The sequence below is a fragment of the Paenibacillus sp. JNUCC 34 genome (assembly GCF_058269055.1).
In genome coordinates, this window is the sequence record NZ_CM177770.1 from 577,501 (window position 1) to 600,666 (window position 23,166).

Consider the following 23,166-nt stretch of genomic DNA (forward strand, 5'->3'; position numbering starts at 1 on the left):
AGAAGGTAAAAGCCCTGTAATTGAAAATGTGTTCCCTCCGAGACGGATCCCGAGTAGTGCGGGGCACGTGAAACCCCGTATGAATCTGCCAGGACCATCTGGTAAGGCTAAATACTCCCTAGCGACCGATAGTGAAGCAGTACCGTGAGGGAAAGGTGAAAAGCACCCCGGAAGGGGAGTGAAATAGAACCTGAAACCGTGTGCTTACAAGAAGTCAGAGCCCGATCTATGGGTGATGGCGTGCCTTTTGTAGAATGAACCGGCGAGTTACGTTCCCATGCAAGGTTAAGGCGAGAAGCTGTAGCCGTAGCGAAAGCGAGTCTGAATAGGGCGCTTAAGTATGTGGACGTAGACCCGAAACCGTGTGATCTACCCCTGTCCAGGATGAAGGTGCGGTAACACGCACTGGAGGTCCGAACCCACGTATGTTGAAAAATGCGGGGATGAGGTGGGGGTAGCGGAGAAATTCCAATCGAACTCGGAGATAGCTGGTTCTCCCCGAAATAGCTTTAGGGCTAGCCTCGGAATTAAAGAGTCGTGGAGGTAGAGCACTGATTGGGTGCGGGGCCCGCAAGGGTTACCAAGCTCAGTCAAACTCCGAATGCCATAGACTTATATCCGGGAGTCAGACAGTGAGTGCTAAGATCCATTGTCAAGAGGGAAACAGCCCAGACCATCAGCTAAGGTCCCCAAGTGTGTGTTAAGTGGGAAAGGATGTGGAGTTGCACAGACAACCAGGATGTTGGCTTAGAAGCAGCCACCATTTAAAGAGTGCGTAATAGCTCACTGGTCGAGTGACTCTGCGCCGAAAATGTAACGGGGCTAAACACACCACCGAAGCTATGGCTTGAATCGACTTCACTGCTTCTTTGAGGTAGTGATACCTGAATAAACATTTTTGTCAGACTTGAAATGAAATTAAGGATGACCAAATGCACTCAGGGGATAAACACGTTGACAAACGTGTCCACCTGAATGAACATTTTGATCGGAAAGCCAGAAAACAGGCTGACGATGAAATGCACTCAGGGGATAAACACACTTCGAAGGCGGAGTGAAGTCGATTCAGGGGTAGGGGAGCGTTGTATGTAGGTTGAAGGTGTACCGTAAGGAGCGCTGGACAGCATACAAGTGAGAATGCCGGTATGAGTAACGAAAAGATCAGTGAGAATCTGATCCGCCGAAAGCCCAAGGTTTCCTGAGGAAGGTTCGTCCGCTCAGGGTAAGTCGGGACCTAAGGTGAGGCCGAAAGGCGTAATCGAAGGACAACAGGTTGAAATTCCTGTACCACCGTAAACCGTTATGAACGATGGGGTGACGCAGGAGGGTAGTGACGCGGACTGATGGATGTCCGTCCAAGCAGTGAGGCTGATGTGTAGGCAAATCCGCACATCATTAAGGCTGGGCTGTGATGGGGAGCGAAAATTATAGTAGCGAAGGTCATGATCTCACACTGCCAAGAAAAGCCTCTAGTCAGGTGAAGGTGCCCGTACCGCAAACCGACACAGGTAGGCGAGAAGAGAATTCTAAGGCGCGCGGAAGAACTCTCGTTAAGGAACTCGGCAAAATGACCCCGTAACTTCGGGAGAAGGGGTGCCCCGGTAGTGTGAATAGCACGAGGGGGCCGCAGTGAAAAGGCCCAAGCGACTGTTTAACAAAAACACAGGTCTGTGCGAAGCCGTAAGGCGAAGTATACGGGCTGACGCCTGCCCGGTGCTGGAAGGTTAAGGGGAGTGGTTAGGAGCAATCCGAAGCTATGAACCGAAGCCCCAGTAAACGGCGGCCGTAACTATAACGGTCCTAAGGTAGCGAAATTCCTTGTCAGGTAAATTCTGACCCGCACGAATGGCGTAACGATTTGGGCGCTGTCTCAACGAGAGATCCGGTGAAATTTTAATACCTGTGAAGATGCAGGTTACCCGCGACAAGACGGAAAGACCCCATGGAGCTTTACTGCAGCTTGATATTGGATTTGGGTACGATCTGTACAGGATAGGTGGGAGCCTAAGAAACAGGAGCGCAAGCTTCTGTGGAGGCGCCGTTGGGATACCACCCTGATCGTATCTAGGTTCTAACCTAGTACCGTAAACCGGTGCGGGGACAGTGTCTGGTGGGCAGTTTGACTGGGGCGGTCGCCTCCTAAAGAGTAACGGAGGCGCCCCAAGGTTCCCTCAGAATGGTTGGAAATCATTCGAAGAGTGCAAAGGCATAAGGGAGCTTGACTGCGAGACCTACAAGTCGAGCAGGGACGAAAGTCGGGCTTAGTGATCCGGTGGTACCGCATGGAAGGGCCATCGCTCAACGGATAAAAGCTACCCTGGGGATAACAGGCTTATCTCCCCCAAGAGTCCACATCGACGGGGAGGTTTGGCACCTCGATGTCGGCTCATCGCATCCTGGGGCTGAAGTAGGTCCCAAGGGTTGGGCTGTTCGCCCATTAAAGCGGTACGCGAGCTGGGTTCAGAACGTCGTGAGACAGTTCGGTCCCTATCTGTCGTGGGCGTAGGAAATTTGAGAGGAGCTGTCCTTAGTACGAGAGGACCGGGATGGACGTACCGCTGGTGCACCAGTTGTTCCGCCAGGAGCATGGCTGGGTAGCTACGTACGGAAGGGATAAGCGCTGAAAGCATCTAAGCGTGAAGCCCCCCTCAAGATGAGATTTCCCAACTAGTAAGACCCCTTGAAGACGACGAGGTAGATAGGTTGGAGGTGGAAGTGCAGCAATGCATGGAGCTGACCAATACTAATCGGTCGAGGGCTTATCCTACATTTAAATTCGCAAACGTTTCGTATCTAGTTTTCAAGGTTCAACCTTGAATCGATTTTTAAGCTACAAGCCTTGAAAAAGGTTTGATATTTTGCTGGTGAGTAATCACTGAGGCAAAACAGCGCAAAAATCATGTTTGGTGGCGATAGCGGAAGGGTTCCACGCGTACCCATCCCGAACACGACCGTTAAGCCTTCCAGCGCCGATGGTACTTGGACCGAAGGGTCCCGGGAGAGTAGGACGTCGCCAAGCACAAAGAAAACCGTTGTTGAGTAATCAACAACGGTTTTTTCTTGTCTATAATACTTACTGTCATTCATACCCGCCTTTAACCGCAGGAAGCTGCTTATAAATATCTTTTGCTTTCACGATGTCGATGATTTTATTAATCAGTACCTTCATCTGCTGAGCATCTTCTGTTTTGTCACATTCAGACCATTCATAATGAAGATCCCGGTTGTTAATATAAACCGTAAGATCATATTTCTCGTGTGGTTTCCGATTGCATGAGGTCGTTAATGACGTACGGTTCAGGATAAATGTTACAATTCGCTGTTAAGGATGATACTCTATAAAAAAGCCATGAGTGCTTTTCTATCAGCAGCCATGGCTTTTAAGCAATATTATTCTGCAGAGGCTTGGACTGGCTCTTGTCTCTGCCCAAAAGGTACAGTCGCTAGCTCAGCAACCTCGACAGTACCACTTCTCAGATACTCAATCTTCAAGACTTCAAGAGGCTCCATACTAGTAACCTTCTCTTCCAGCTCATCATAGCTTCGGACATCACAACCGTTCACCGTAGTAATAATATCACCTTCCTGGAGAACAGCGTCTGCTGGTGTACCTTCAATAACCTGCACGACTTTAACACCCTTCGTCCCGCTGCTCTCGAAAGAAATATGGTTTATTCCAATCCAGCTCTTCCAAAAGGTCGAACGAATATCTTGACTGCTTTCCAGAACGCTCTTCATATTTGTCATAAACTGGTATGTACCATAAGCCATGTTCTCCATCGACATGATCCCAAGATCATCAGACCATAGGCCAGTATATTCAACGCCCACAAGAGTTCCCTCAGCATGAGGTTCAAGTGTCCAGATCGTAAGTTCGTTCTCATCGTCTGCGATTATCATTCTGCATGGTTCGACAAGTTCAGTGATCGTTCCTCTGTACGAGACTCCCCATCCATAATCAAGCTCGATAGCTCCACCAACTTTAAGCTCAATTAAGCAGCTTCTTGTTTCCCAGCGGTTTCGTTCCTCTGGTATCGTAAGCGTCTTCCATACTCGCTCAGGGGTAGTACGAATGATAATCTCCCGTTTCACCGTTGTAAATGTGGTTTCCATCTACATATCCTCCTCTAAATAATGTTTCAGATCCTTCAACTTGTTCTCCAAAATAAGACCAAGCTCATGCTGCAGTCGCTGGTAATGATGCTGAAAAATTGGTGTGTTCAATCGGTAATAACAGTACTTGCCTTCTCTTCGCTCCAAAATCAACTCTTCCTCCAATAAAATAGCCAAGTGCTTCTTGACTGCCGGCTGCGAAATAAGAAACTCCTTCACAATTTCAGTCTGTGTTTTCTCTTGATGAGCAACCATTTTCAAAATCCGTCTTCGGACGGGATCTGAAACAGCACGATAAATATCAGTCAATTTCAAAGCCCTCCATCCATAACCTTTTGGTTATATGATGAAGTATATATTCCAATATGTAGAGTGTCAATCCTCAAGTTGTTGCAATCTGTCTTCGCCAAAATGTGACGCCAAACACCTAAAAATCCTTGTTACATCAGCATTTTCAGCCTATCCTCTCATTAGATTTTTCAACCAGTTTTGTATTTCAAAAAATAATCCGCAGATTGCCCTTTACACAACCACCAACCTAGTGTACTATTTAACTATAACACTAACACAAAGGAAGTGGAACGATGAACGCATCCATAAATAAACCAAGTTCGGTTGTACTGAGTGCAGAGAAAATCACAAAGACATATGGCAATAAGAACATCGTAGACGGATTGTCTTTTGATATACACCAAGGTGAAGTTGTAGGTCTTCTTGGACCGAACGGAGCTGGAAAGACGACTACAATCCGAATGATTGTCGGACTAATTAAGATGTCCCAGGGCGACGTTATTGTACGAGGACATAGTATTCGAAACCAGTTTGTAAAAGCGGTACGCCATATTGGCGGGATTATTGAAAATCCAGAGTTTTATCCGTATATGAGCGGATACGACAATCTAAAGCAGTATCAGCGGATGTCTGAAGGAATTAATGATTCAAGAATTAACGAGGTCATCAAGCTGGTCGGACTACAGGACGCTATTCACAAGAAAGTTCGCGCTTATTCCCTTGGAATGAGACAAAGACTCGGTATTGCTCAGGCGCTTCTCCATGAGCCGTCCATATTAATTCTGGATGAGCCAACGAATGGACTGGACCCTGCGGGTATCCGGGAAATGCGTGATTACCTGAAGCTGATCGCGAGAGAAGAGGGCATTGCTGTTCTGGTCTCAAGTCATCTGCTGTCTGAGATGGAGTTAATGTGTAGCAGGGTTATCGTGATTCAGGAAGGGAAGCTCGTGACTGAGCGTCCGATAGGCAGCGAGCCGCAGAATGATTTGGTTACGGTAACCTTCCGCGTTAACGATACTCAGCAAGTCCTGGAAGCTGTACACATGCTGGACGAAGTCAAAGTGATTGGCGTTCAGCCGGAACGAAACGAAGTCGGGCTTCAGGTGAAAGATGAAATGATACCGCAGCTGATTAAGATTCTGGGGGATGCTGGAGTAGCGATTTACCGGATTGAAGAGATGAAACAATCATTAGAAGAAGAATTTTTGAAATGGACAGGGGGCAACCGCATTGCGTAGCTTTGGTAATCTCGTCACAAATGAATGGTTGAAAATGTTTAAAAAGAAAAGTTTTTTTGTACCGTATATTTTAGTGGCAGCCATGATTTTGTTTGTGGCTTACATGATAAATTCATATGCGGGCGGCGATAATGGCACAGGATTTGAATATGCTAAAATGGTCGTAGCCTCCAAAGGAATGGGTCAAATTTTAGCGATGCTTGCCATCGTTGTAACAGCCGGATCTGTTGCCAAGGAACACAGCTTCGGCACGATCAAACTGCTACTGATCCGTGCACAGAGCCGCAGCAAGATTTTAGCCTCGAAATATGTTGTTATTGTGTTGTACATTATGTCACTGATTGCATTTGCGCTTGCCGTCGGGCTCGCGACTGGAGCGGCAATGTTCGGTATGGGTGAAGGCTCTGCGAACTTGCAGGACGTGCTCTTAGCTGCAGTGTACAGCCTAGTCTACACTTTGATGTATGTTACATTTACGTTTGCCGTAGGTATTTTAACGAAATCAACAGGACCTGCAATTGGGATCGGGATGTTCATGGTTGTCGTCGAAAGCTTGGTTACCCAATTGCTGGCAAGCTATTCTTGGGCAAAGTACCTTCCGTTCTTTAATGTTGATCTCTCGATTTACAACGGTGGCCCAGGTTCGCCGATTCCCGGCATGTCCCTGACGTTCTCTGCCATCGTGCTGGCTGTATATCTCCTCTTGTTTCTTGTCACAGGCTTTGTTACGTTTGAAAAACGGGATGTCGCTTGAAGAATCTAGGAACTAACTTATAGAGGAGAGCGGCGGAAAGGAGCAAAACTGAACGTGACTATTGAATTCGACAATAACCTGCCGATCTATTTACAAATCATGAATTATTTAAAAAGAGAAATCGTAAGAGGAAGCCTGCAGCCCGGTGATAAAATCCCATCCGTTCGGGAGCTGGCAGCAGACCTTCAGATTAACCCCAATACGGTGCAGCGTACCTTTCAAGAACTGGAACGTGAAGGCATTGTTGAGACGCGGCGCGGCTTGGGAAGATACGTGACGAGTGAGGGATCCAAGATCATGACGATAAAAAAGGAAATGGCCGGTGAACTGCTGGAGTATTTTATCCGAGGTATGCAGGAGCTTGGCTTTAAAGATCAAGACATCATGGCTATCGTAGCTGAGGCCGTTAACGACGACAGCAAGGAGTCCAAATAGGAGGGGGGATCTAGGATGGAGCACTTGATACAGTTTAAAGAGGTATCTAAGAACTACGGTGGAAAAATTGCACTGCATAATGTTTCGCTGAACCTATCTGAGGGCAAAATCATTGGTTTGCTCGGGACAAACGGCAGTGGCAAGAGTACAATGATGAAAATTGCGGCAGGTCTTGTTCAGCCCTCAGCAGGGTCCGTCACCATCAAAGGTACCCCTGTGGGACTTTCGACAAAAGCGATGGTCTCCTTCATGCCGGACCGTCCGCTTACGGAATCATGGATGAAAGTATCCGATGCTATCAGCTTTTTCAAAGATTTTTATGCTGACTTTGATGTTGAGAAAGCTCACAATATGTTGGAATTTATGAACCTAAATTTGAATGACAAAATCAGTTCGTTATCTAAAGGGATGAATGAGCGGCTGCAGCTGACACTATCTCTTTCACGTAATGCATATGTGTATTTACTGGATGAACCGATCGGAGGCGTCGATCCGGTGGCGCGCGGCAAAATTCTCAATGCGATTGTGGAATTTTATAATGAGGACAGCAGTATCATCATTTCGACACATCTGGTTAGAGACATTGAACGCATTTTTGATGAGGTGGTCTTTATTCGCAATGGTGAGATCGTCATGCATGAAGAAGTGGAAAATATTCGTCTTCAGCACGGAAAAAGTGTAGATGAAATGTTTAAAGAGGTGTTTGCGGAATGATGAGATTGCTGAAATACGACTGGAAGCGTAACGCGAGCTCGGTTCTTGGTCTAATGACTATTCTTCTGATCGTTCAGATATTAATTACGTCGGTAGGTTCAATGCGTGGATGGGAATTTGCGCTTATATTAGTTTCCAGTATGCTTGCATACGGAGTGGTGAGTTCCATCCTGCTGGTAATGGTATGCCGAACATTTGATCAGAACATTAAGATGTACAACCGTCGTCTGCTGCCGGTTCGTTCCATTTGGAGTATAGTGTCGTCGCTAATACAGTCATGGATTAGTATGCTGATCCTTATAGTTTTGATTATCCTGCACATGACGATACTCTGGAAGATAGAAGGGCTCAATTATGTTATAAATTGGCCGAGTTTCGTCGTATTAGACTATGTCGTGGGCACAATAGCCGGTATTTGGAAATTCACGTTTGTAATGCTGGTTATCTTTTTATCGATTACAGTTGCTCGGGCTATAGGTAAGAAAGGGAGCCTGTGGATTGGTATCGTGTTCTTTTTTGCCATCCAAACTGCGATAGAATGGCTGGAATATAAAATTTTCGCCTTAGACAATGGCTGGGTCGGTCAGGGATTCTCATTCAGTGTAGGGCAGGGTAGTATGGCTACGATTAATAATGAGTTCATTGAGATACCTTTAGGACCTTTTGTATTTGAGATGCTGCTCGCCGCAGGTTTCATATATGCTATGGTTTACTTGATCGACCGTAAAGTAGAAGCATAAAGACACAATAATCGTACGCAAGACCTCGCAGGATGATATGCGGGGTCTTTTTGGTTATGGATTAAGAGTAGTCGAACGGAATATAATCACTTTTTAACGGTTAGACTGAAATAAGAGACCTCTTGGCAAAATGAAAAAATGTGCTATAATAAATTCAAAGTCAAAGAAAGTCAAAGTCAGCAACAGTCGATTCAAACAAGTTCCAAAATGGTTAAAATTAACGTATAGTGCGTGTTCAAAAAGGTCGGTTTTCAGCACCGAAGCTTATGCTTCCGATGTGCGTTTTTTCAAACGCTTCAGCTGGATGAAGCTAGGGACTGAGGAGCGGAGCTGCACGTTTTCGTAGAAAACGTCTTCGGAAGCATTAGCTGTTTTGGGTACGTGAGCACCGGAAGGACCGGCTGAATTCAAGATTCGATGCCGAGCCCACTTCCTGATTCACTTCGTGATCAAAAACGGACTTTTTGAACAACCTCGGTATAGGCAAGGCTCTGTGCGGACGTGTAAGATCAATACGGCTTAGCGTTTCAAGCAGTGGAGGATGAATGAACATGCGTAATATCTCTGATATTATCGAGCAGTATTTGAAGGGTATATTGCAAGACAGTACGGAGGGCACGGTTGAAATCCAGCGCAACGATCTCGCGGACAAATTCTCATGTGTGCCTTCCCAGATCAATTATGTGATCAGCACCCGCTTCACGTTAGAGAAGGGGTATCTGGTGGAAAGCAAGCGCGGGGGCGGCGGTTACATACGTATTCAGCGTATTGAGCTTCCGAAGCATACAGCACTTCATCACCATCTGCATCATTCAATTGGTAACCTTATTGATCAGACGGTAGCGGAAGGGCTGATTTACCAGCTTGAGGAGTCGCGGTTTTTGACGAAGCGTGAAGCCTGTCTCATGCGGGCAGCTATCTCAAGGGAGTGTCTAAACGTCAAACTTCCTTACCGCGATGAGCTTCGTGCAAGAATCATGAAGGCGATGCTTGTTTCTTTGTTGGGTAAATGAGTCTGTGTTATAAGGAGGGTCATGAATATGGTGTGTCAAGAATGCGGTAAACGGCCGGCGACGCTCCATTTCACTAAGATTGTGAACGGAGAGAAGACGGAATTTCACTTTTGTGAATCTTGTGCCCGTGAAAAAGGGGAGATGATCCCTGGGACGTCGAATGGCTTCTCTATTCACAGCCTTTTGTCAGGGCTGCTCGATCTGGATCCTACAGGAAAAGGTCAAGCGTCAGGCTCAAGGGGACAGCAAGCCCCACGTTGCGAGGAATGCGGCATGACCTATTCACAGTTCAGCAAGCTCGGTCGGTTTGGCTGTAGCTCTTGCTACAAACATTTCTCGGATCGGCTGGATCCGCTCTTTAAACGAGTTCACGGAAACACAACACATGTGGGTAAGATTCCGAAAAGGAGCGGCGGCAAGATCCAGGTGAAACGCAAAATTGATGAGCTTAAGAAAGAACTGCAGTACCGGATTCTTCAAGAAGAGTTCGAGCTTGCTGCTGAAATACGCGACCAGATCCGTGAGCTGGAAAAGAGTATCGTTCAAGGCTAGGATGGTTGAAACTTGAGTTGCACTTGATATAGGAGGAATGCGTGATGTCGAATCTCCGGTTCACCGAACAGGCGCTTAGCGAATGGATGCGCGGTAACGGTCAGGATTCTGATATAGTCATCAGCACCCGGGTCCGGGTGGCGCGCAATTTGCAGCATCTTCCTTTTCCGCTGCTTGCGACCAACCAGCAGTCGGCAGAAGTACTTGAGCGCCTGACTGGTGTATTGAAAGATCAGGAAGAATTAAAGGAACTAGGACCTTTTCATACCATTATTTTGGATGACATGGAGGAACTGGATAAGAAAGTGCTCGTTGAGAAACATTTGATCAGCCCGGCTCTGGCGAATGAGTCCCGGAACGGAGCGGTGATACTTACCGAGGACGAGTCGGTAAGTATCATGATCAATGAAGAGGACCATCTACGGATTCAGTGTCTGTATCCTGGGTTTCAGGTCCGCGAAGCTTGGGATAGAGCTACGGCTTTGGATGACTTATTTGAAAATCAGGTCGACTATGCTTTTGATGACAAAAGCGGTTATCTTACGAGTTGCCCGACGAATGTCGGAACAGGACTCCGGGCATCAGTCATGATGCACTTGCCTGCGCTCGTCATGACGCAGCAGATTAACCGTATTTTGTCAGCCGTGTCTCAGGTAGGGCTTACGGTCCGAGGCATGTATGGTGAAGGCAGTGAGGCTGTAGGCAATTTATTCCAGATTTCCAACCAGATTACGCTGGGGCAGACCGAGTCCGAAATTATAGATAATTTGCACAGTGTTGCACTTCAAATCATAGAACATGAGAAGAACGCCCGTGGACGGCTGCTGAGTGAGTCGAAGCTGCGGATTACCGATCGCGTGATGCGCTCATACGGAATACTATCCTATGCAGCTGTTATGGAGTCGAAGGAAGCGGCACAGCGCCTGTCCGACGTTAGGCTTGGGGTTGATTTGGGACTTTTGCCAGGACCACCGAGTTCAGTGATGAATGAGCTTAATGTTATGACCCAGCCTGGTTTTCTGCAAAAAAGATTTGATGATTTGATGAATCCGGGAGAGCGTGACGTTTACCGGGCAAAACTGATTCGGGAAACTCTTGGTAATGGACAACAATAATGCTACAAATGGGAATTTTGCAAAAATCCAAAAAGCGGTTTAAAATCAACGATATATAGATCAGGATGATGGATCCATCTATTATATTGCACATTTGAGCAGCTTTATTTTGCATCATTCGGAGTTATAAAACAATCATTCGTGGAGGTGCAATACTATGATGTTTGGCAGATTTACGGAACGTGCGCAAAAAGTGCTTGCATTGGCTCAGGAAGAGGCCGTGCGTTTGGGGCACAACAACATAGGCACAGAACATATCCTGCTGGGACTCATCCGTGAAGGAGACGGCATTGCCGCTAAAGCGCTGATTGGTCTCGGCCTGGGGCTTGAGAAGATACAAGACGAAGTAGAAACATTGATTGGCCGCGGTCAAGAGCAGCCGACGAATATTGCATATACACCGAGAGCCAAGAAGGTCATTGAGCTTTCAATGGATGAAGCCCGCAAGTTGGGACACACCTATGTGGGCACAGAACATATCCTGCTCGGTTTGATTCGCGAAGGCGAAGGTGTGGCAGCCCGCGTACTTAACAATCTTGGCATAAGCCTGAACAAGGCCCGCCAGCAAGTGCTTCAGCTACTTGGCAGTAGCGAAGCCGTCTCGAGTCATCACGGACAGCCGCAAAATGTGAATACGCCAACGCTTGACAGTCTAGCACGTGACCTTACGGCCATTGCCAAAGAAGGCAATCTGGACCCGGTTATCGGTCGCAGTAAAGAAATCGAGCGTGTCATTCAGGTACTCAGCCGCCGTACAAAGAACAATCCGGTTCTGATTGGTGAGCCTGGGGTAGGTAAAACCGCAATTGCGGAAGGTCTCGCCCAAAAGATTATTAACAACGAAATTCCGGAAACGCTCCGCGACAAGCGGGTAATGACCCTTGATATGGGTTCCGTTGTCGCAGGTACGAAGTACCGCGGTGAATTTGAAGATCGCTTAAAGAAAATCATGGACGAAATCCGTCAGGCCGGCAACATCATCCTCTTTATTGATGAGCTGCATACCTTGATCGGGGCTGGTGGAGCTGAAGGTGCCATTGATGCTTCCAACATCTTGAAGCCATCCCTTGCACGTGGTGAGCTGCAGTGTATCGGAGCTACAACATTGGATGAGTACCGTAAGTATATCGAAAAGGATGCTGCACTCGAACGCCGTTTCCAACCGATTACTGTGGATCAGCCTTCTCCGGAAGAAGCTATTCAAATTCTTTACGGATTACGTGATCGTTATGAAGCCCATCACCGGGTGAAGATTACCGATGAAGCCATCGAACAGGCGGTTAAACTGTCTGATCGTTACATTACAGACCGCTTCCTGCCGGACAAAGCGATCGATTTGATTGACGAAGCAGGATCCAAGGTTCGCCTGCATACGTACACGATTCCGCCGAATCTGAAGGATCAAGAGTCGCATCTGGAGGATATTCGTAAGGAGAAAGACGCTGCCGTTCAGAGCCAGGAGTTTGAAAAAGCGGCTGCACTCCGCGATACCGAGCAGAAGCTGCGGGAAGAGCTTGAAATTACGAAAAACCAATGGAAAGAGAAACAGGGCCGTACAGATTCGGAGGTTACTCCAGAGGACATCGCAGATGTGGTAGCCAACTGGACGGGTATTCCTGTAAATAAACTTAAAGAAGAAGAAACTGAGCGATTGCTTAATATGGAACAGTTGCTGCACGGCCGTGTCATCGGTCAGGAAGAGGCGGTTAAGGCTGTTAGCCGGGCGGTTCGCCGGGCACGTGCCGGATTGAAAGATCCGAAGCGTCCGATGGGCTCGTTTATTTTCCTCGGACCTACCGGTGTCGGTAAAACCGAGCTGGCCAGAGCACTTGCAGAAGCCATGTTCGGAGATGAAAATGCTGTAGTTCGGATCGATATGTCGGAATACATGGAGAAACATTCCACATCTCGTCTCGTTGGAGCGCCTCCGGGGTACGTTGGATATGAAGAGGGCGGCCAATTGACAGAGAAGGTTCGCCGCAAACCATACTCCGTTGTCCTTCTCGATGAGATTGAGAAGGCTCACCCGGAAGTATTCAACATCTTGCTTCAAGTATTGGAAGATGGACGTCTGACTGACTCTAAAGGCCGTGTTGTCGACTTCCGCAACACACTGATCATTCTCACATCGAATGTGGGTGCTGAAGCGATCAAGCGCAACTCTACGCTTGGGTTTACAGCTGTAAGTGATGCAGGTAGAGACTACAACAACATGAAGGATAAAGTGATGGATGAGCTGAAAAAGAGCTTCCGTCCTGAATTCCTCAACCGTATCGATGAAATCATCGTATTCCATTCGCTCGAAGAGAAGCACATCGCTGAAATTGTGACGCTGATGTCCGATGAGCTTCGCAAGCGTCTGCGTGAATTCGAAGTAGAATTCGAATTGACAGATAAAGCGAAAGCTTTCTTGGCGAAGGAAGGGTATGACCCTGCATTTGGTGCAAGGCCGCTGCGCAGAGCTATTCAGAAGCATATCGAAGACCGTTTGTCTGAGGAGCTTCTGAAAGGAAATGTCGCGAAGGGTGACGAACTGGTTATTGATGAAGAGAATGGTGAGCTAAGCGTCACGAAGACGAGCACGCAATCCGCTATAACGAAATTTGAATAACAGGGTAGTCTATAAGAGGCCCCGCTGGTATGCTGCCGGCGGGTTCTCTTTTTTATAGAGGTTGTTCAAAAAGTCCGCTTTTGATCACGAAGTGAATCAGGAAGTGGGTGCGGCATCGAATCTTGAATTCAGCCGGTCCTTCCGGTGCTCACGTACCCAAAACGTACGCTCCGCTCCTCAGCCCTAGCTTCATCCAACCTTCTCGGTGCTGAAAACCGACCTTTTTGAACACGCACTTATAGTAAACTTTCTGAATGTTCTTTACGATGAATTATAATAAATGGTAAACTTTGAGTAATGCCTGATTTTGCAAAGTTTTGACGAATATAGGCAGATGATGCATATCATAAAGGAGAGGCTATGGCAAAAACAAAAACAAAATTCTTCTGCACCGACTGCGGCTATGAATCGCCGAAATGGTACGGGAAATGCCCCGGCTGTCAGGCCTGGAATTCGATGGTGGAAGAAACAGAGACAGTCATCAAGACACAGGGGATGAATTCTCCTCTTTTTCATAGTAAAGAAAAGCCCGTATCGATCATAAATATAGAAAGCGGCAAGGAACCCCGGATCGAGACCGGGATTGTAGAGTTGAACCGTGTACTCGGCGGCGGTCTCGTTCCGGGTTCACTTGTGCTTGTAGGCGGCGATCCGGGAATCGGGAAATCCACTCTGTTGCTCCAAACATCCAATCAGCTGGCGCGAAACGGACTTCGAGTGTTGTACATTTCTGGGGAGGAATCGGTGCGTCAGACGAAGCTGCGAGCTGATCGTCTTGGAGCTCTGTCACCGGAACTTTTTGTTCTGTGCGAGACGAATCTAGACACCATTGAGGAAGCGATTGAGAACGTACAGCCTCAATTCGTCGTTATCGACTCCATCCAGACGGTTTACCAGCCGGAGGTGTCCAGTGCACCCGGCAGCGTTGCTCAAGTTCGGGAATGCACGGCAAGGTTCATGCGTCTGGCTAAGGTAAAAGGAATCGCTACCGTTCTTGTTGGTCATGTGACGAAGGAAGGCGCAATCGCAGGTCCACGATTGCTTGAGCATATGGTGGATTGTGTCTTGTATTTTGAAGGAGAGCGGCATCACACGTATCGCCTTCTTCGCGCGGTGAAGAATCGCTTTGGTTCCACGAACGAGATCGGTATTTTTGAGATGGTGGAAGAAGGATTGCGGGAAGTGGGCAATCCATCCGAGCTGTTTCTATCAGAACGGCCGCTCGGTGTTGCTGGCTCAACCGTTGTTGCGAGTATGGAGGGCACCCGTCCGGTACTGGTGGAACTCCAAGCGCTCATCTCGTCAACCCATTTTCCTTCACCGCGAAGAATGGGTACAGGGGTGGATCATCATCGGATGAATTTAATCATTGCCGTGCTTGAGAAACGTATGGGTATGTTCCTGCAAAATCAGGACGCCTACCTGAACGTCGCCGGTGGGGTTAAGTTGGATGAACCAGCGGTAGATTTGGCCATTGCAGTCAGTATCGCATCGAGCTTTCGGGATATGCCAACGAAGCCATATGATGTCATATTCGGCGAGGTGGGGCTGACCGGTGAAGTCCGTGCCGTTTCAAGAGCGGAGCAACGGGTAAAAGAGGCAGAAAAGCTGGGATTCAAAAGAGTACTTATGCCTGAGAAGAGCTTAAAGGGCTGGAAGCATCCGAAAGGCATACAAATTATTGGAGTCAATACCGTGGCAGATGCACTAGCGGTTGCGTTAGATTAGGGGGCATACTAAGGTGAAAGAAACGAGCCAACTGGACAAAATGAATGATCTGCTGAAGCTGGTGGCGCCAGGAACAGCGTTCCGCGACGGGCTTGAGAATGTGCTAAGGGCAAAGACCGGCGCGCTGCTCGTCGTCGGCTACAGTCCGGAGGTAATGGAGGTCGTCGATGGCGGTTTTTCCATCAATTGTGATTTCTCGCCTAACTATTTGTATGAACTGGCGAAGATGGATGGGGCCATTATTTTGAGTGAAGATCTTAAACGGATCTTATATGCGAATACTCAGCTTATTCCGGACTCCTCGATATCCTCTTCAGAAACGGGAATTCGTCACCGGACGGCGGAGCGGGTAGCGAAACAGACCGGTAAGTTGGTGGTTTCCATTTCCCAGCGGAGAAACATCATCACGTTGTATCAAGGGTCGATACGTTATGCGCTGAAGGAAATCGGTGTCATTTTGACAAAGGCTAATCAGGCCATTCAAACGTTGGAAAGATACAGGGTGGTGTTAAACCAGTCCTTAACGAATCTTTCGGCTTCTGAATTCGAAGAGCTGGTTACGATCCATGAGGTTGTGAATGTAGTCCAAAGGGTTGAAATGGTACTTCGTATCAAGAAGGAAATCAAGCGTTATATCAATGAACTGGGCAACGAAGGACGTCTGATCAGTATGCAAATGGATGAGCTGGTCAGCAATATTGAGGAAGAGGCTTGGCTGCTATACGCCGATTACGCCCGTGAATACAGCGAGGACAAAATCCGAGAAATTATCATGTCGCTGAAACGTCTAACGGATGATGAGCTTCTGGATATGCATCACATCGTTCGAATTCTTGGATATCCGTCCGCTGCAGCGTCCTCTGAGGAGGAAATTCTGCCGCGCGGTTACCGCATCCTGAACAAGATCCCTCGTCTGCCTAATGTAATTATCCGTAATCTGGTGGATCGGTTTGAAGATTTACCGAGCATTATGTCTGCTACCATTGATGAACTGGATGAGGTGGACGGGATCGGCGAGGTACGTGCGCGTACAATTAAGGACGGCTTAAAAAGACTGCAAGAACAAGTATTTATTGACAGACAAATGTAAAACTCATACAATCGATGAATGTGATGTAAAATTTAACGAGGTGAATATACAAATGATGAAGTCAATTCCGAACATGTTTACTTTAGGTAACCTGTTTCTCGGAATGATTGGCATTATCTTGGCGACTACAGGAAATACAAGTATGGCCGCTATTATGATAATCATTGCCATGCTTCTCGACGGATTGGATGGTCGCGTTGCACGCGCGCTGAATGCGCAGAGTGAGTTCGGTAAGGAACTGGACTCTTTGTCCGATGTGATCTCATTCGGCGTGGCACCTGCGCTCATTATGTACACCGTTGCTCTTACAGGTATCAACGACGCTTTTGCGTGGACGGTTACAGCCATTTTCCCGATGTGCGGTGCACTTCGCCTGGCTCGTTTTAACGTTCGTCCCGGTATCCCGGGATATTTCATCGGTTTGCCGATTCCGGCAGCGGGTGGAGTATTGGCTACTCTTGCTCTGTTTCATGAAGAGATAACAGCACCTTATATGATCATTGCCATGTTATTGCTTTCTTATCTCATGATCAGTAGTGTCAAGTATCCGAACTTTAAAAAAATTGGCTTGCCAAAAAAAGCGATCAAGTTTACTCCTTTAGTGATCATCGCTGCAGTACTGGTAGCTGTATTTTTTCCAGAACAGACCTCCAAGCTGATCTTCGTGCCGTTGTTGCTTTATGCGGGATATGGTTTGAAACAAAATTTTCGCAAGCTGAGCCGTAAGAAACGTCAAGAAGACCGAAATTCTGATGAGGCTTATCATTCCTCAGACCGTTAATAGACAACCCTGTGAAACAGCTGCACCATTTAGGGCTGAGCCGTTTCAGTTCGAAATAAGAGCGGCCCGATGAATAGGCCGCTCTTTTATAAGATTGCATAATAAAAAGCATTTATTTCACTGTCCTGTGGCAGCGATATAAATGCTTTTTTATTTTTTATAGGGTAGAACCAGAAGTGAATCCTACGACAGGTTAAACAAACCGAGTGTTGAGCACTTTTGGGATTCCTTAACGACAACTTCATCCAACTGGATGCCCAATAAATTGGCCATAGCGGACATGTAGAACAGGTTACGGCCGAGTTCGGAACTAATGGCTTCCCGGCAATTTTCGCACAGATGGCCGTCAACGTGAGTACCCGCGAGTTCTTTGGACTGTTCGAGATCAGCACCCATATCGAAGGTTTGCTTCGTGGCGTGAAGTTCGATGCAACCGCATTCAGTAATCGCTTTGGTAACAGCACGATTGACAGACGCATTGCTTTGACCATTCTTGGACAGCACATCCAAAAGACTGCGGTGACGGAGCAACAATTCCGAAACTTGGTCCTGAAAAGCCTGTAAACTAGGAGCACTCATTATAATCATCCACCTCGATATCGATATTATGAATTGAATTGTGTTCATTATATTCCAGCCGTTCAGGGGATTTCAACTAATTTCAACACACAGAGAGGAAGGAATGGTTCGATTTCCCTTATGTTTACAGCTTAACACAGCCTCTGCCGGAAAGGTTCCCTTTATTTCTAAACCATAAAAATTTATTCTCATTGGCTATAATTTGAGAAAAAACACGTTAAGTACGATTATAGCTCGGAAAATTGGACCATACTGGAAAATATACAATGAATCATGAAAAAGGAGGTGCGCCGAACTCATGTTAAAAAAAGCTATCTTAGCATTTTCGGTACTGTGCGGAGCATGGTGCGGGTATACGTTATATCATATGGTGGAACGGTCGTTCCCTGAATTTTCCTTGGTCTTCAGTCAAGGACTATTCGCCGGAGGAAGTGGTGTATTTGCACTGCTCGGAGGACTGCTATTTGGGATGATTGGAGTACTTGTTGCAGATCGGTTCGATGGCAGAATTCAGTCGATGATTGCATCCTTTTCTCGGATACCAATGAATGATCTTGCTGCTGGTACCGCGGGTCTGCTCGGTGGTTTACTTTTGTCGCTGTTGTTATCTCCAAGTCTTACCTGGCTTGGTCAAGGGGGACGTCTGCTACAGGTGGGCATTACCATGCTCGGGGGATATGTCGGCATGCGGATTGGTTTGGAGAAAAAGGAGGAGCTTGCTTCACTCTGGATGTCAGGAAGATGGAGTCAATCTGCTGAGCCTGAAGGACGGCGAATCGAGGAACATAAGATTTTGGATACCAGTGTGATCATTGACGGCAGAATCGCTGATATTTGCAAAACAGGATTTATTGAGGGAACGATCGTCATACCGGAATTTGTACTTGAGGAACTACAACACATCGCGGATTCTTCAGACTTACTAAAACGTAACCGCGGCCGGCGGGGCCTGGATATTCTGAATAAAATCCAGAAAGAGCTGGATGTGAAGGTTCTCATCTATGAAGGAGATTTCGAGGAAATATCCGAGGTGGACAGCAAGCTGGTTAAACTGGCTAAAGTGCTTCAGGGTAAAGTTGTTACGAATGATTTCAATCTGAATAAAGTATGCGAACTACAAGGTGTATCGGTTCTTAACATTAATGATCTGGCCAATGCGGTTAAGCCTGTCGTGCTGCCTGGAGAGGAAATTTTGGTACAGATCATTAAGGATGGCAAGGAGCATGGTCAGGGCGTAGCTTATCTGGATGATGGAACGATGATCGTTGTAGAAGGCGGACGCGAATATATCGGTTCGATGATGGAAGTGCTGGTGACCAGCGTACTGCAGACATCCGCTGGACGGATGATCTTTGCGAAACCGAAACTGTTGGAAAAAGCCCAGTAAACGGGGTATGATGGAGTGTGTACTGTACATATCCGTTCCCGGCATGGGAGAATGTCACCAGGAGCCGGGTAAAGACAGGGGTTTTGGCATGAATACGAGCTTCGGTGCTGTCATCGTGGCAGCGGGTAAAGGTTCGCGAATGGGAACCCGTGAGAGCAAGCAGTTTTTGCAAATTGGCGGTAGACCGATCGTGGTGCATACAATGGACATATTCAACCAACTGCCATGGCTGCAGGAGATCGTGCTCGTTACGGGCTTGGATGATGTTGCCCGCTGTGAGGCGTGGGTGAAGGAATACGGGCTGGACAAGGTGTCGGCTGTTATCTCGGGTGGCAGTGAGCGGCAGGAATCGGTTTACCAAGGGATCAAGCAACTGAATACAGAATGGGTAATGATACATGACGGCGTTAGACCGTTTGTTACCCACGATGAGATTCATTCTTGCCGCGAAACGGCTCTTCGCGAAGGTGCTGCTGTTCTTGGTGTACCCGTGAAGGATACGATCAAACAAGTGAACGTACAGGGGCTGATTACAGCAACGCCTGAACGTCATAGTCTGTGGGCTGTTCAGACCCCACAGGCTTTTCGTCTTTCTGACCTGCTGGCTGCACATGAGTCGGCTCAGCGAAGCGGTTTTTCCGGAACAGATGATGCGATGCTGTTGGAGAAATCAGGCTTGCCGGTTGCTGTGGCGGAAGGGAAATATACGAACATCAAGATTACAACGCCGGAAGATTTGGAGTACGCTGCTTTTTTAAAATATAAGAAAGAATAGGTTTGGACTTTACTTTCTTATATTTCTCGCAGAAACGGCCGCAGTCTTTAAAGGACGGCAAAGCCGTTTCTACTTGGAGAAAAACAAGGGGGAGATGTAGATGATTCGAGTAGGTCAGGGATTTGATGTGCATCAGCTCGTGGAAGGGAGACCGTGCATTATTGGTGGCGTGACCATTCCATATGAAAAAGGTTTGGTAGGGCATTCTGATGCTGACGTGCTGCTGCATGCAATCACGGATGCCGTTCTGGGTGCTTTAGGACTTGGCGATATTGGGCGTCACTTTCCGGATAATGACCCGGCTTTCAAAGACGCTGACAGTCTGAAACTATTGGAACGAGTATGGGAAATGGCGAAGGAAAAAGGCTATCGTCTCGGAAATGTGGATAGTACCATTATTGCGCAGAAGCCGAAGATGGCGCCGTATATACCGGAGATGACAAAAGTGATCGCCAAGGCGCTTGAAGCGGATGAAGCGCAGGTTAACGTTAAGGCAACAACGACAGAGCAGCTTGGCTTTACAGGACGGGGCGAAGGGATCGCCGCGCAATCTATTGTGTGCCTTGTTCAAGGTATGCTATCATCTTGAAAGAATCTTTGAAAGAAGCGAACGGAGGGGTTAGAAATGACCGAAGAAGTCCGTGTGCGCTATGCACCGAGTCCAACGGGACATTTACATATCGGCAATGCCAGAACGGCATTATTTAATTATTTATACGCACGCAAGCACAATGGTAAGTTTATAATCCGCATCGAGGATACAGACGTGAAACGTAACGTGGCCGGCGGAGAGGAAAGCCAGCTTAAATATTTGAAATGGCTGGGTATGGATTGGGATGAGAGCATCGATGCTGGGGGCGAGTACGGCCCTTATCGTCAGACGGAACGACTGGACATTTACCGCAAGTTTTGGCAGGATCTGCTGGACCGTGGGCTTGCTTACCGTTGCTACTGCACCGAGGAAGAGTTGGAGAAGGAGCGGGAGGAACAGACTGCACGCGGGGAAACCCCTCGTTATTCAGGCAAACACCGTGATTTGACGGACGAACAGTGCCGCGCGTTTGAAGCGGAAGGACGGGTTGCGAGTATTCGCTTCCGTGTTCCGGAAGATAAAGTATATACATTTGATGATATGGTCAAAGGTACGATTTCTTTCAACACGAAAGAGACTGGTGACTTTGTCATTGTGAAAAAAGACGGTATCCCGACGTACAACTTTGCGGTTGCTATCGACGATAATCTGATGAAGATTACCCATGTGCTGCGGGGAGAGGATCATATCTCCAATACGCCTCGCCAGCTCATGATTTATGAAGCGCTCGGTATGGAGCCACCACGTTTCGGTCATATGACGCTGATCGTAGGTGAGAATCATAAGAAGCTGAGCAAGCGGGATGAGTCGATCATTCAGTTTATTGAGCAGTATGACCAGCTCGGTTATCTGCCGGAAGCTTTATTCAATTTTATCGCTTTGCTGGGCTGGTCTCCGGAAGGAGAGGAAGAAATCTTCTCGAAAGAGCAGCTGATTGATATCTTTGATGCGAACCGTCTTTCGAAGAGCCCTGCGGTATTCGATACGAACAAACTGGCTTATTTGAACAATTCCTACATCAAACAATCCGACCCCAACCGGATTGCCGACCTGGCGATCCCACATCTGCAGCGCGCTTCTCGCCTGCCCGCAGATTTGACGTCGGAGCAAGAAGCGTGGGCTCGGGCGCTTGTAGCCCTTTATCAGGAGCAGATGACCTCGGCTTCCGAGATTGTTGATCTGTCTGAAGTGTTTTTCCGTACCCATGTGGAGCTGGATCAGGAAGGCAATTCGATCCTTGCTGAAGAGCAGGTTCCAGCTGTGCTATCTGCTTTTCTTGTGAAGCTGGAACAGTCCGAGGAGTTTACAGCGGCTAAAATCGCAGCCTTGATTAAGGAAGTACAAAAGGAAACTGGTTTTAAAGGCAAGCAGCTCTTTATGCCGATCCGTGTGGCTCTTACGGGACAGACGCACGGCCGTGATCTGAATCAGACCATATGGCTGCTTGGGAAAGACAAGGTGCTTGACCGTTTGCGTGCCCAGATTAAGGGAGCCTAAGTTTACCTGAACATGGATGTATATCTTCTTGTCAGCGCTCTGTCTTTTGGGTAATATATAAGAAAGTACAAATCGAAAAGCTGAGATCAGGAGAAGTACGCGTAAGGAATGGCATCATCCAGAGAGGATAACCGGAAGAAGACGGGGCAACTTGATTCTTCCAGGCTGAAAGTTATCCTGTTGCCGGAAGCGGAAATGCGCCTGTGAGCTGTATGGGTTGAAGCGGATCGTACCGTTAGATCATACCGGCCGTCACCGTTAAAGACTTAAAGTGGAACCGGGCTTTCCGTCTCAGGATTTGAGAGGAATACTGCCGGTTCAAGCAGAGTGGAACCGCGTGTCTGACGCCTCTGCAGCGAAAGCTGCAGGGGCGTTTTTTTGTTAGAACACTTGAATCGATCTATGTTGTGGGTATAACTGGGGGAGGAGGATCGCTCATGTTCAAGCAGATAAAGTCGGATATAAGGACCGTGTTCGAGAATGATCCGGCTGCCAGGGGGCTTTTTGAAGTGGTGTTTACTTATTCGGGTCTCCACGCTTTGTGGTTACACCGAATTGCCCATGCTCTGTTCAAACGGCGCTGGTACTCTCTGGCTCGTATCATTTCACAATTCAGTCGGTTCATGACCGGCATCGAAATTCACCCAGGAGCCCGAATTGGAAAGAGGCTGTTCATCGACCACGGGATGGGCGTGGTGATCGGGGAAACGTGTGAAATTGGTGATGACGTTGTCATTTATCAGGGTGTGACACTCGGTGGTACAGGGAAAGAGAAGGGGAAGCGTCACCCGACGATTGGGAGCAACGTGGTGATTGGGTCGGGTGCTAAAGTTCTTGGATCTTTCACTATTGGTGAGAACTGCAACATCGGCTCCAATGCGGTTGTATTACGTGAAGTTCCTCCGAACAGCACCGTAGTTGGCAACCCGGGTAAAATTGTGAAGCGGAACGGTGAGCGGATCCGCGACCGGCTTGATCATACCAAACTTCCGGACCCGATTGTTGATATGCTGCGCGACATGCAGAAAGAAATAGACGATATGCGTGAGGAACTGGCAACATTGAGAGAGGGGAAGCGGCAGACACCAGAGGCGGGTCATTTAGAAGCCTTCTTGCATAAGGATTTACAAAAGCGATAAGACGAAAGGATCGTGACCA

At 47.6% G+C, this 23,166-nt stretch carries 20 protein-coding genes and 2 rRNA genes (1 of these 22 only partly in view); 19 read left to right on the top strand and 3 right to left on the bottom strand.

The window, feature by feature from the left end; genetic code table 11:
* Both AC2TF5_RS02525 and rrf read left to right on the top strand, forming a co-directional pair.
* A 23S ribosomal RNA gene (locus AC2TF5_RS02525) occupies window positions 1-2,767 on the top strand (it extends 366 nt beyond the left edge of the window).
* Between the two features lie 135 nt (window positions 2,768-2,902).
* A 5S ribosomal RNA gene (gene rrf, locus AC2TF5_RS02530) occupies window positions 2,903-3,019 on the top strand.
* 371 nt (window positions 3,020-3,390) lie between these two features.
* On the opposite strand, the gene AC2TF5_RS02535 is transcribed toward rrf, so the two are convergent.
* A complete protein-coding gene (locus tag AC2TF5_RS02535; RefSeq protein WP_491300742.1) occupies window positions 3,391-4,113 on the bottom strand; it encodes an SRPBCC family protein in 723 nt (240 codons plus the stop codon).
* Window positions 4,114-4,422, bottom strand: coding sequence for a metalloregulator ArsR/SmtB family transcription factor (locus AC2TF5_RS02540; RefSeq protein WP_491300744.1), 309 nt, complete (start codon window positions 4,420-4,422; stop codon window positions 4,114-4,116).
* A 275-nt stretch (window positions 4,423-4,697) separates the two neighbouring features.
* Between AC2TF5_RS02540 and AC2TF5_RS02545 the strand changes: the two genes are divergently transcribed.
* The 12 genes from AC2TF5_RS02545 to pssA all read left to right on the top strand — a co-directional run bounded on the left by AC2TF5_RS02545 (window position 4,698) and on the right by pssA (window position 17,178).
* Window positions 4,698-5,645 (top strand): ABC transporter ATP-binding protein, encoded by a 948-nt coding sequence (locus tag AC2TF5_RS02545; protein WP_491300746.1) that lies wholly within the window; start codon window positions 4,698-4,700, stop codon window positions 5,643-5,645.
* Window positions 5,638-6,399 carry an ABC transporter permease gene (locus AC2TF5_RS02550; RefSeq protein ID WP_491300748.1) on the top strand — a complete coding sequence of 254 codons (762 nt, stop codon included), beginning with the start codon at window positions 5,638-5,640 and terminating at the stop codon, window positions 6,397-6,399. The genes AC2TF5_RS02545 and AC2TF5_RS02550 overlap by 8 nt, the downstream gene beginning before the upstream one ends.
* Before the next feature lie 54 nt (window positions 6,400-6,453).
* Window positions 6,454-6,834 (top strand): GntR family transcriptional regulator, encoded by a 381-nt coding sequence (locus tag AC2TF5_RS02555; RefSeq protein WP_491300750.1) that lies wholly within the window; start codon window positions 6,454-6,456, stop codon window positions 6,832-6,834.
* A 15-nt stretch (window positions 6,835-6,849) separates the two neighbouring features.
* A complete protein-coding gene (locus AC2TF5_RS02560) occupies window positions 6,850-7,548 on the top strand; it encodes an ABC transporter ATP-binding protein (protein ID WP_491300752.1) in 699 nt (232 codons plus the stop codon).
* On the top strand, window positions 7,545-8,288 hold the full coding sequence (locus tag AC2TF5_RS02565; RefSeq protein ID WP_491300754.1) for a hypothetical protein: 744 nt from the start codon (window positions 7,545-7,547) through the stop codon (window positions 8,286-8,288). Before AC2TF5_RS02560 ends, AC2TF5_RS02565 begins: the two co-directional genes overlap by 4 nt.
* A 551-nt stretch (window positions 8,289-8,839) precedes the next feature.
* A complete protein-coding gene (locus AC2TF5_RS02570) occupies window positions 8,840-9,301 on the top strand; it encodes a CtsR family transcriptional regulator (RefSeq protein ID WP_241930909.1) in 462 nt (153 codons plus the stop codon).
* Between the two features lie 27 nt (window positions 9,302-9,328).
* A complete protein-coding gene (mcsA, locus tag AC2TF5_RS02575; protein WP_491300756.1) occupies window positions 9,329-9,853 on the top strand; it encodes a protein-arginine kinase activator protein McsA in 525 nt (174 codons plus the stop codon).
* 44 nt (window positions 9,854-9,897) lie between these two features.
* Window positions 9,898-10,968 carry a protein-arginine kinase McsB gene (gene mcsB, locus AC2TF5_RS02580; protein WP_491300758.1) on the top strand — a complete coding sequence of 357 codons (1,071 nt, stop codon included), beginning with the start codon at window positions 9,898-9,900 and terminating at the stop codon, window positions 10,966-10,968.
* 157 nt (window positions 10,969-11,125) lie between these two features.
* The gene (gene clpC, locus AC2TF5_RS02585; RefSeq protein WP_241930906.1) at window positions 11,126-13,579 is read left to right on the top strand and encodes an ATP-dependent protease ATP-binding subunit ClpC; all 2,454 of its coding nucleotides are present in this window, start codon (window positions 11,126-11,128) and stop codon (window positions 13,577-13,579) included.
* Between the two features lie 360 nt (window positions 13,580-13,939).
* On the top strand, window positions 13,940-15,307 hold the full coding sequence (gene radA / locus AC2TF5_RS02590) for a DNA repair protein RadA (protein ID WP_491300760.1): 1,368 nt from the start codon (window positions 13,940-13,942) through the stop codon (window positions 15,305-15,307).
* Window positions 15,308-15,320: 13 nt separating this feature from the next.
* Window positions 15,321-16,397 carry a DNA integrity scanning diadenylate cyclase DisA gene (disA, locus tag AC2TF5_RS02595; protein ID WP_491300762.1) on the top strand — a complete coding sequence of 359 codons (1,077 nt, stop codon included), beginning with the start codon at window positions 15,321-15,323 and terminating at the stop codon, window positions 16,395-16,397.
* A gap of 52 nt (window positions 16,398-16,449) precedes the next feature.
* Window positions 16,450-17,178, top strand: a complete 729-nt coding sequence (gene pssA, locus AC2TF5_RS02600; protein ID WP_491300764.1) for a CDP-diacylglycerol--serine O-phosphatidyltransferase — start codon at window positions 16,450-16,452, stop codon at window positions 17,176-17,178.
* A gap of 183 nt (window positions 17,179-17,361) precedes the next feature.
* Here pssA and AC2TF5_RS02605 read toward each other — a convergent pair whose 3' ends face one another.
* Window positions 17,362-17,757 (bottom strand): nucleoside triphosphate pyrophosphohydrolase family protein, encoded by a 396-nt coding sequence (locus tag AC2TF5_RS02605; RefSeq protein WP_491300766.1) that lies wholly within the window; start codon window positions 17,755-17,757, stop codon window positions 17,362-17,364.
* A gap of 298 nt (window positions 17,758-18,055) precedes the next feature.
* On the opposite strand from AC2TF5_RS02605, the gene AC2TF5_RS02610 reads away from it, so the two are divergent.
* The 5 genes from AC2TF5_RS02610 to cysE all read left to right on the top strand — a co-directional run bounded on the left by AC2TF5_RS02610 (window position 18,056) and on the right by cysE (window position 23,147).
* Window positions 18,056-19,144, top strand: a complete 1,089-nt coding sequence (locus tag AC2TF5_RS02610) for a PIN/TRAM domain-containing protein (RefSeq protein WP_491300768.1) — start codon at window positions 18,056-18,058, stop codon at window positions 19,142-19,144.
* Between the two features lie 88 nt (window positions 19,145-19,232).
* Complete coding sequence (gene ispD, locus AC2TF5_RS02615) at window positions 19,233-19,919, top strand: 2-C-methyl-D-erythritol 4-phosphate cytidylyltransferase (protein WP_491300770.1); 687 nt, start codon at window positions 19,233-19,235, stop codon at window positions 19,917-19,919.
* A 100-nt stretch (window positions 19,920-20,019) separates the two neighbouring features.
* A complete protein-coding gene (ispF, locus tag AC2TF5_RS02620; protein ID WP_491300772.1) occupies window positions 20,020-20,508 on the top strand; it encodes a 2-C-methyl-D-erythritol 2,4-cyclodiphosphate synthase in 489 nt (162 codons plus the stop codon).
* Window positions 20,509-20,544: 36 nt separating this feature from the next.
* Entirely contained in the window at window positions 20,545-22,008 is a 1,464-nt protein-coding gene (gene gltX, locus AC2TF5_RS02625; protein ID WP_491300774.1) for a glutamate--tRNA ligase, read from the top strand.
* 437 nt (window positions 22,009-22,445) lie between these two features.
* Window positions 22,446-23,147, top strand: coding sequence for a serine O-acetyltransferase (gene cysE, locus AC2TF5_RS02630; RefSeq protein ID WP_491300776.1), 702 nt, complete (start codon window positions 22,446-22,448; stop codon window positions 23,145-23,147).
* Window positions 23,148-23,166: the final 19 nt, after the last annotated feature.